The sequence below is a fragment of the Ottowia sp. genome (assembly GCF_046348305.1).
GTDB lineage: Bacteria > Pseudomonadota > Gammaproteobacteria > Burkholderiales > Burkholderiaceae_C > Ottowia.
The window spans coordinates 231,842-240,468 of the sequence record NZ_JAXMEM010000009.1 but is presented as its reverse complement, the minus strand read 5'-3'; the positions used below and the strand labels follow the sequence as shown (position 1 = coordinate 240,468).

General features: G+C 69.4%; 8 protein-coding genes. 1 reads left to right on the top strand and 7 read right to left on the bottom strand.

Features of this window, described 5'->3' with window-relative positions; translation table 11 throughout:
• Both U1F38_RS12890 and hemA read right to left on the bottom strand, forming a co-directional pair.
• The coding region (locus U1F38_RS12890; protein WP_409987470.1) for a Tfp pilus assembly protein FimT/FimU at positions 1-211 on the bottom strand (211 nt) is incomplete at its 3' end.
• Positions 212-308: 97 nt separating this feature from the next.
• A complete protein-coding gene (gene hemA / locus U1F38_RS12885) occupies positions 309-1,598 on the bottom strand; it encodes a glutamyl-tRNA reductase (RefSeq protein ID WP_409987469.1) in 1,290 nt (429 codons plus the stop codon).
• Between the two features lie 71 nt (positions 1,599-1,669).
• Between hemA and U1F38_RS12880 the strand changes: the two genes are divergently transcribed.
• Complete coding sequence (locus U1F38_RS12880; protein WP_409987468.1) at positions 1,670-1,945, top strand: hypothetical protein; 276 nt, start codon at positions 1,670-1,672, stop codon at positions 1,943-1,945.
• Between the two features lie 9 nt (positions 1,946-1,954).
• On the opposite strand, the gene U1F38_RS12875 is transcribed toward U1F38_RS12880, so the two are convergent.
• The 5 genes from U1F38_RS12875 to ugpE form a co-directional block, all read right to left on the bottom strand.
• Positions 1,955-4,570 carry a UPF0149 family protein gene (locus U1F38_RS12875; RefSeq protein ID WP_409987467.1) on the bottom strand — a complete coding sequence of 872 codons (2,616 nt, stop codon included), beginning with the start codon at positions 4,568-4,570 and terminating at the stop codon, positions 1,955-1,957.
• A 20-nt stretch (positions 4,571-4,590) separates the two neighbouring features.
• Positions 4,591-5,340, bottom strand: coding sequence for a glycerophosphodiester phosphodiesterase (gene ugpQ / locus U1F38_RS12870; RefSeq protein ID WP_409987466.1), 750 nt, complete (start codon positions 5,338-5,340; stop codon positions 4,591-4,593).
• Positions 5,341-5,356: 16 nt separating this feature from the next.
• On the bottom strand, positions 5,357-6,388 hold the full coding sequence (locus U1F38_RS12865; protein ID WP_409987465.1) for a zinc-binding dehydrogenase: 1,032 nt from the start codon (positions 6,386-6,388) through the stop codon (positions 5,357-5,359).
• 64 nt (positions 6,389-6,452) lie between these two features.
• Positions 6,453-7,475: a sn-glycerol-3-phosphate ABC transporter ATP-binding protein UgpC gene (gene ugpC, locus U1F38_RS12860; RefSeq protein WP_409987464.1), complete on the bottom strand. Its 1,023-nt coding sequence runs from the start codon at positions 7,473-7,475 to the stop codon at positions 6,453-6,455.
• A 122-nt stretch (positions 7,476-7,597) separates the two neighbouring features.
• Entirely contained in the window at positions 7,598-8,452 is an 855-nt protein-coding gene (gene ugpE, locus U1F38_RS12855) for a sn-glycerol-3-phosphate ABC transporter permease UgpE (RefSeq protein WP_409987463.1), read from the bottom strand.
• Between the last annotated feature and the right edge of the window lie 175 nt (positions 8,453-8,627).

Here is an 8,627-nt window from a genome sequence, read left to right as displayed (position 1 = left end):
TGATGGCTTCGGATCGGGCGTAGTAAAGAGTGGATTGCAGACCTTCGGCAGCTTGGCGGACCCGCCAGCGCTCCATGATTCCTGTGAAACTGGGCGCGGCCAAAGTTGCCAGAATGGCCAATATGGCCACCGTGACCATCAACTCGATGGCGGTAAAGCCCCGAGCTCCGTGGCGCACGGGCGAGCCGGACGAGATGGGCGGAGGATGCATGGCAGCATCCTAGAAGTTGTTGCCAGCCGTTGCAGTGGCAACCGGATGAGCGGTGAAATCGACCGGACGAGCGGTCGCTGCGGCCGCCCAAGGGCGCTCAGGCCAGTGGCGGCGCGGGCGGCTTGCCCCGCAAAAACAGCCGCTCGATGGCCTGCGCCGTGCCATCACGTGCATCGGGCGATGTGGTATGCAGCTCCGCCATCGCCCCATGCAGCATCTTCTGCGTCAGCCCGCGTGAGAGGGCCTCCAGCACGGCTTCGACGTCTTCGCCCTTGGCCAGGCGCTTACGCGCGCGGGCGATTTCGATGGCGCGCCATTCGTCGGCCTGGGCGTTCAGCTGGCGGATGAGGGGCACCACGCCACCGGCGGGGTCGCGCTGGTCCAGCCAGTGCATGAAGCTTTGCACGCCGGCGTCGATGATGACTTCGGCCTGGGCCACGGCGGCCTGGCGGCTGGCCTGGCCGGTTTGCACGACTTGGGCCAGGTCGTCCACGGTGTAGAGATAGACGTCGTCCAGTTGCGCGACTTCGGGCTCGATGTCGCGCGGCACGGCCAGGTCGACCATGAACATGGGGCGGTGGCGGCGCTTTTTGAGGGTGCGCTCGACGGCGCCCAGGCCGAGGATGGGCAAGGTGCTGGCGGTGCAGCTGACGATGATGTCGAACTCGTGCAGGCGCTCGGGCAAGTCGGCCAGGCGCATGACTTGGGCGCCGAAGCGGCCGGCCAGCTTTTCGCCGCGCTCCAGCGTGCGGTTGGCGATGGCGATGGCCTGCGGCTGGCGGGCGGCAAAGTGGGTGGCGGCCAGCTCGATCATCTCGCCGGCGCCGATGAACAGCACGCGCGTGCGGCCGAGGTCTTCAAACAGGTTGCCGGCCAGGCGCACGGCGGCGGCGGCCATGCTGATGGAGTGCGCGCCGATTTCGGTGGAGCTGCGCACCTGCTTGGCCACGGCAAAGCTGCGCTGAAACAGCTGGCCCAGCGTGCTGCCCAGGGCGCCGGCGTCTTCGGCGGCGCGCACGGCGCTCTTGAGCTGGCCCAGGATTTGCGGCTCGCCCAGCACCATGCTGTCGAGCCCGCTGGCGACGCGAAAGGCGTGGCGCGCCGTCTGGTCGCCCTGCAGGGTGTAGGTGTGCTGACGCAGCGCGTCGACCGGCACCTGGCCGGCCCGCGCCAGCCAGCCCAGGGTGTGGTCGACCTGCACCTGCTCGCTGGCGCAATACACCTCGGTGCGGTTGCAGGTGGAGAGGATGGCGGCCTCGGGGTGGCGGGTGTGCTGCTCGCGCAGGCCCTTGAGCGCCGGCGCGATGGTGTCGAGCGCAAACGCAAAACGACCGCGCAGATCGAGCGGCGCGGTGTTGTGGTTGAGTCCCAGTGCCCAGACGGCCATGCGCCCGATTATAAAATTCGACGCGCAATCGGGTGCGGCCTTGTCGCTCTTGCTTGACGAGCATCAAGATCATGGATTGGGTTGACCTGTTTTGGCACGTGGCGGGCTTTGCCGCGCCGGCGCTGGTGCTGGCGCCGGCGATGGTCTTGATCGGCCAGGTTTTTGGGAAGAAAAGTGCTCCAACGCTTTCCTGGCCTGCGCAAGCAGCTATCAATTTGATTGTTTGCCTGGGTGTGCTCGCGGCCGGCCTGGTGCTGAGCGGGCACGACGGGCGCATGGCCACCTACGCCGCGCTGGTGCTGGCCAGCGCCAGCACCCAGTGGGCGCTGGGCGTCTGGGGGCGGTAAGCGACCCGCCTACCGGGCCAGGCGCGCGTGGCGCAGCGGCCCGATGACCTGCCACAAGTCGGCCAGGGCCCCACTCAGCCGGACCGGCGGCGACGGCGCGTCGGGCTCCAGGCCGACCAGCAGGGGTTGGTTCTGATCGCTTTCGGCACGCCAGCCGGCGGGGCTGGGCGCGGCCTGCGCGGCCAGTTGCAGCAAAACCCCGAAGGCGCCCGCGCCGGCCTTGACGGGGCGGTGGGCGCCGCGCCAGGCGCCGCGTGCCAGTTCGGCGCCCTGGACGAAGCCGGCGGCCCAGGCCGGGACGGCGTCGGGCTCGCGCGCCAGCAGCTTGTGCAGCGCGGCCAGCGGTGGCGCTTGGTCGGGTGGCGTGCGCAGCAGATCGACGTTGATGCGGTTGTACAGGCGCATCACGGTGTCCAGCTCGCGCTGCAGGGTCTTGCTGTCGATTTCGTCGCCCGTCCCGGCGAGGCGCGGCGCCGTCATGGCCATGTTGACCCAGCGGCTGGGCATGACGATTTCGGGCGACCAGGCCACGGCGGTGATCAGGCCGTGCAGGCGCGGGTAGTCGAAGCTCTGGCGCAGGCGCTTTTCCTGCGTGGCGCCAAAGACGGGCGTGGGCAGGCTGTCCAGCGCGTTGGGCATGTCGATGACGATGTCGCGGTCGGGCCCGGGCCGGGCCGCCTTCTTGCGCGGGCGGCTTGGCGGCTGGGGCGCGGGCAGGTTCAGCGTGCGGGCCCAGTCCAGCGCGCCGGTGCGCAGCCAGGCGGCGCGGGTGGCCACGCGGTGATCGTGCGCCGCTTCGACGCCGCCCACGGGGATGGTGAATCCGTCGCTCTCGGGTGGCGGATCGAGCACGTCGGGCCACAGCGCGGCCATGAAGAGCGGGTATTGGGCATGCGCGGCGCGCAGCACCGTTTCGGCCTCGGGCTGGCGGCCCAGGGCAAACAGCGCCAGCGCGCGCAGGTGCTCGCTGGGCGGCAAGTCGCCGGGGTAGCGCTCCAGCAGCGCCAGCGCTTCGTCAAAGCGCGACTGCTCCAGCCACAGGGGCACCAGCAGCTGGCGCCAGCCGTGGTTGTCGTGCGGGTTGAGCGCCAGGCCCCAGGCGGCGAGCGTCTCGCGCGCGCGGTCGTCGTGGCGGTCGCCTGCCAATTCGATCGCTTGCGCCAGCAGGCGCAGCGCCGGGCGGTTGGGCATGACCAGCCACGGCAGCTCGCAGGGCCCCGTGCCGAGCAGGGCGCGCAGGCCGGCCAGGGCGTGGTCGAGCACGCGCTGGCTGGCGGCCAACAGTTCATCGGGCAGGCCGCGATCGCGCAGGGCGCTGCTGGCCAGCACCAGGTCGTCGAGGATGTCGAAGCTGAACCAGGCGTCGGGGTGCTGGCGCAAGAAGTCGAGCGCGGGGTTGCCGGGCTCTTGCAGCAGCGCGTCGGCGTCGTCGCTCCACAGCAGCGTGAGATCGGGCTTGGAGAGCGGGCACTGGCGATGCCAGCGGCGCTGCAGGCTGGCCATGGCCTTGCTTGGCCGCAGCTCGCGCACCGGCACCGTGGCGGCATCCCGCGGGCGCTTGCCGGTGATCTTGCCCGGGTTGGAACCCAGCGCCAGGTCGTCGGCCGACCCATGCTTGGCCCAGTCGGCCGGCGTCGCGTCGGCGGGCACGGCGCGCGCGATGGCGAGCCAGGCCGTGGCGCCGGGCAGCTCGTCCAGCACGTCGTGCTCGGGCGCGTGCACGCTGCGCAGGCCTTCGGTCGCTAGGCCCATCAGCGCCTGGGCCAAGTCGGGCAGGCCGGCCTTGCGGGCCTGGGCGGCCAGCAGGGGGCCACGCAGGCGTGCTTCGTCGTGGCGGCCCTGGCTGAGCAGAACCGTCATCTCCAGCGGCCACAGCTGCGGGTCTTGCGGGGCATGGCGGCGGGCGGTTTGCAGCAAGGCCCAGGCGCCCGGGTAGTCGCCGTTGTCGCACAGCATGGTGACCAGGCGCGCACGCGCCGTGGTGGCCAGCGCCAGCACGCCGCTGGCGCTCACGTGCTGCGCCAGCGCCATGCGGCGCTGGTCCTGGTGCAGGCGCAGCAGGGCGTCCATCAGGGCGTCCAGCGCCAGCTCGTGGCGCGCGCTCAGGCGCTCGAGCTGGTGCGTGAAGAGCGGCTCCAGCAGGGCCACGGTGCGCGCGGCCTCGCCCCGGTCGTTCCAGCCGAACGCGGCGTTGCCCAAGGCCTCGGCGGGCAATGAGCGCAACGATTCGGGCTCAAGCAGGGCGGGGTCGGCGTGGCTGAGCGCGACGGAGAGCATCTCGTTTTCGTCCACCGGGGGCACCGCGTGCGCGAACTCCTGGCAGCAGTGCTTGTACTTGCGGCCGGAGCCGCAATAGCACGGGGCATTGCGCTCGGGCGGGGGCAGCGGGCGCGGGCGCCAGCGGTTGGACGGCACGGGCACGTGCGACCAGAGCCAGCGCGCCATCGTCAGCTGCGCGCGGCGGCGCCAGTCCTGCTCGGCGGCGTCCGCACCAGGCTCGGCGCGCTCGTTCGGTTGCTGAGCCATCCAGGTGCAGAACTCGGGCAGCGACGCGCCGTGCAGCAAGCGCTCGACGGCCTGGTCGAACCAGGGCGGTGGGGCGGTGTCGGGGGTAGGGGAAGGCATGCCGGTGATGGTAGGGCACGTCAGCGTGCAGCCGGGCTGAACAGATCGACCCGGTCGGTCACCACGCCGTCGGTGCCCAGATCGATCAGGCGCTGGGCGGCCCATTCGTCGTTGACGGTGTAGCTCAGGGCCCGCAGGCCGGCGGACTTGACCTGGCCGACGGTGGCGGCGTCCCACAACGCGTGGTTGCAGACGATGGCGACGCAGCCCAGTTGCCGGGCCGTGTCGAGCCAGCCGTCCCACAGCGTGTCCAGCAGCAGGCCGCGCGGCAGTTGGGGCGCGGCTTGTTGCGCGCCGGCCAGCGATGCGGGCTTGAACGAGGTCAGCAGCGGCGGCACGGGTGCACCCGCCCACAGGCGCGCGGCCAGCGTGGCGACGGCCTGGCCGGTTTTTTCTCCCAGGCCCGGGGTGGGCTTGATCTCGATGTCCAGGCAGTGGCCGTTGCGCAGGCAAAAGCGCGCGAGGTTCTCGAGCGTGGGGATTGGCTCGCCGGCGCAGTCGCGTGAGTGCCAGCTGCCGGCGTCCAGCTGCGCCAGCTCGCCCCACGGTCGCTGGCCCGCCACGCCCTGGCCGTTGGTGGTGCGCTCCAGCGTGTCGTCGTGCAGCAGAAACAGCACGCCATCGGCCGAGAGCTTGGCGTCGCACTCGAACATGCGATAGCCATGCCGCGCGCCCAGGCGAAAGGCGGCCAGGGTGTTTTCGGGCGCCAGCTTGCCGGCGCCGCGGTGGGCGATCCAGAAGGGGTAGGGCCAGGGGGTGGCGGGGTTCATGGAATGGGTCAGGCGATCAGTCGATGGTGAGCGCAATCTTGCCGAACTGCTCGCTGGATTCGAGCCGGCTGAGCGCGGCGTGCACATCATCGAGTGCAAAGCTCTGCTCGATCACGGGACGAACGTCATGCCGCTGGCAGAAGGCGAGCAGTTGGTGCAGCTCGGCCACGGTGCCCATGGTCGAGCCCAGCACCTTGAGCTGGCGGATGAACAGGCGGCGCAGGTCGGCGCCCGGCTGATCGCCGCTGGTGGCGCCGCAGGTGACGAGGCGCCCGCCGCGCACCAGCGACTTCAGGGCGTGGGGCCACGCGGCTTCGCCCACGTTCTCCAGCACCACGTCCACGCCGCGCCCGCCGGTGGCCGCCAGGGCGGCCTTGGCGACGTCTTCACGGCTGGAGTCGATCCCATGGTCGGCGCCCAGCGCGCGGGCGCGCTCCAGCTTGCCGGCGTGGCGCGAGGTGACGAGGGTGCGCGCGCCCAGCGCCTTGGCGATCTGCAGGCCGGCCAGCGACACGCCGCCGCCGATGCCGAAGATCAGCACCGTCTCCCAGGCTTTCAGCTGCGCCTGCGTGGTGAGCATGCGCCACGCGGTGAGGTGGTTGACGCCCAGCGCCGCGCCTTCGGCGAACGACCAGCCGCCCGGCAGCGGCACGACGTTGCGCGCCGGCACGCTGACGTACTGGGCGAAGGTGCCGTCGATGTGTTCGCCCAAAATTTGATAGCGCGTGCACAGCACGTCGTCGCCGCGCAGGCAGAACTCGCAGCGCCCGCAGGCCACGCCGGGGTGCAGCAGCACGCGCTGGCCGGGCGCGAGTTGCGTCTCGTCGTCGGCCACTGCATCGACGACGCCGGCGCCGTCCACGCCCATGATCTGCGGCAGGCGATGCGTGATGCCCGCGCCCGAGTCGCGCATGTACAGGTCCACGCGGTTGAGCGTGGCGGCGTGCAGGCGCAGGCGCACGTCGCCGTGGGTGCGCTCGGGCAACGGGCGCTCGCCCACGTGCACCACTTCGTTGCCGCCGTGGCCGTCGATGTAGGCTGCTTTCATGTGGCGGATATGGCTTCAGCGCATGTGCATCAAGCGCAGAAGGCTATTAAAACAATAGTATCGATCAGGCGTCGATGCGCTTGCCCGTGGCTTCGTCGAAGCCGTGGATGCGGTCTTCCAGCGGCAGCACGCGCAGCGTCTGGCCGGGCGCGGGCGGCGCGTCGGTCTCGTTCATGCGCAGGATGGTCCAGGGGCCTTGGGGGCCGTTCAGGTGGCCGTAGATCAGGCGCTCGGCGCCCAGCATCTCCACGGTTTGCACGTGCAGCTGCCAGCCGCCCGCGTCGACCACGCGCAGGTGTTCGGGGCGGATGCCCAGCAGCACGCCATCGCGCACGCCCTCGACGCCGGAAAGCAGGTTCATCGGCGGCGCGCCGATGAAGCTGGCGACAAAGGTGCTGGCCGGGCGGTGATAGACCTCCTCGGGCGTGCCGAACTGCTCCATCCGCCCGGCGTTCATCACGATCATGCGCTCGGCCAGGGTCATGGCTTCGACCTGGTCGTGCGTGACGAACAGGCTGGTGATGCCCAATTCGCGGTGCAGCTTCTCGATCTCCAGCCGGGTTTGCGCGCGCAGCTTGGCGTCCAGGTTGGACAGCGGCTCGTCGAACAAAAACACCTTGGGCTGGCGCACGATGGCGCGGCCCATGGCCACGCGCTGGCGCTGGCCGCCCGAGAGCTCGCGCGGCTTGCGCGCAAGCAGGCCGCCCAGCTCCAGGATGGCGGCGGCCTTGTCCACGCGCTGGCGGATTTCATCGGTCGGCACCTTCTTGATCTTCAGGCCATAGGCCATGTTGTCGAACACGCTCATGTGCGGATACAGCGCGTAGTTCTGGAACACCATGGCGATGTCGCGCTCGGCCGGCTCCAGGTCGTTGACCACGCGATCGCCGATGGAGATGCGGCCGTCGGTGATTTCCTCCAGCCCGGCCACCATGCGCAGCAGCGTGGACTTGCCGCAGCCCGAGGGCCCGACGATGACGACGAACTCGCCGTCCTTCACGTCGGCCGTCACGCCGTGGATCACCTGGTTGGCCTTGGGGCCGACGCCGTAGCGCTTGATGACGTTGTTGAATTGGATCTGGGCCATATCGAAGTCAAATACCGGAGGCAGAGGACGCAAAAGTTACGCAAAGGACGCCGAAGAATTCTTGGTTTCTTTTGCGCCTTTTGCGATTTCTTTGCGTCCTCTGCGTCCGGCTGTTCATGGATTCATTTTTCCGTGTCGACCAGGCCCTTGACGAACCACTTCTGCATCAGGATCACGACCACCGCCGGCGGCAGCATGGCCAGGATGGCGGTGGCCATGACCACGTTCCACTCGACGTAGATCTCGCCAAAGATGGCGCGCTTGATGCCCAGCACGATGGGGTACATGTCCTCGCTGGTGGTGGCGATCAGCGGCCACAGGTACTGGTTCCAGCCGTAGATGAACTGGATCACGAACAGTGCGGCCATGCTGGTCTTGGACAGGGGCAGCAGGATGTCCTTGAAAAAGCGCATCGGCCCCGCGCCATCGATGCGCGCGGCCTCGGCCAGTTCGTCGGGCACCGTCAGGAAAAACTGGCGAAACAGGAAAGTGGCGGTGGCCGACGCAATCAGGGGCACCGTCAGGCCCGTGTAGGTGTTGATCAGGCGCAGGTCGGCCATCACTTGGTAGGTCGGGCCGATGCGCACCTCGACCGGCAGCATCAGGGTGATGAAGATCATCCAGAACACCAGGCCGCGAAAGGGAAAGCGGAAGTAGACGATGGCAAAGGCCGAGATGATGGAAATGGCGATCTTGCCCAGCGCGATCACCATCGCGACGACGAAGCTCACCCACAGCATGGGCCAGCCGGGCGGGATGGTGGATCCGCTTTCAGTCTTGCCGCCCATCAGGGCCAGGCGGTAGCTCTCGACAATGTTGCCGCCCGGCACCAGCGACAGCGGGTTGCTGCTGGCGATCTGGTCGGCCGTCTGCGTCGACATGACCAGGGCGATGAACACCGGAAACGCCACGATCGCCACGCCGACGATCAGCACGGCGTGCGAGACGAAGTCCAGGACGGGGCGGCGTTCGATCATGGTGTCGGCAGCTCTTGTTGGTACGCAAAACCAGGCGCGGAAGAAACCCAAAGAGCCGAATGGCCGCGGAGCAGGCCGAGCCAGTGATCGCCGTGGCCGGGGTCTCCCCGGCCAAGGGCGAGCCTTGCAGGCCGCGCCGGGCCAGTGGCCCGGCCCCTCGCCAGCCAACAAAAGG

Coding starts and splice junctions, on each gene's coding strand:
- U1F38_RS12865 (WP_409987465.1), bottom strand. CDS start 6,388: ATGAAAGCAGCCTACATCGACGGCCACGGCGGCAACGAAGTGGTGCAC.
- U1F38_RS12875 (WP_409987467.1), bottom strand. CDS start 4,570: ATGCCTTCCCCTACCCCCGACACCGCCCCACCGCCCTGGTTCGACCAG.
- ugpQ (WP_409987466.1), bottom strand. CDS start 5,340: ATGAACCCCGCCACCCCCTGGCCCTACCCCTTCTGGATCGCCCACCGC.
- ugpC (WP_409987464.1), bottom strand. CDS start 7,475: ATGGCCCAGATCCAATTCAACAACGTCATCAAGCGCTACGGCGTCGGC.
- hemA (WP_409987469.1), bottom strand. CDS start 1,598: ATGGCCGTCTGGGCACTGGGACTCAACCACAACACCGCGCCGCTCGAT.
- ugpE (WP_409987463.1), bottom strand. CDS start 8,452: ATGATCGAACGCCGCCCCGTCCTGGACTTCGTCTCGCACGCCGTGCTG.
- U1F38_RS12880 (WP_409987468.1), top strand. CDS start 1,670: ATGGATTGGGTTGACCTGTTTTGGCACGTGGCGGGCTTTGCCGCGCCG.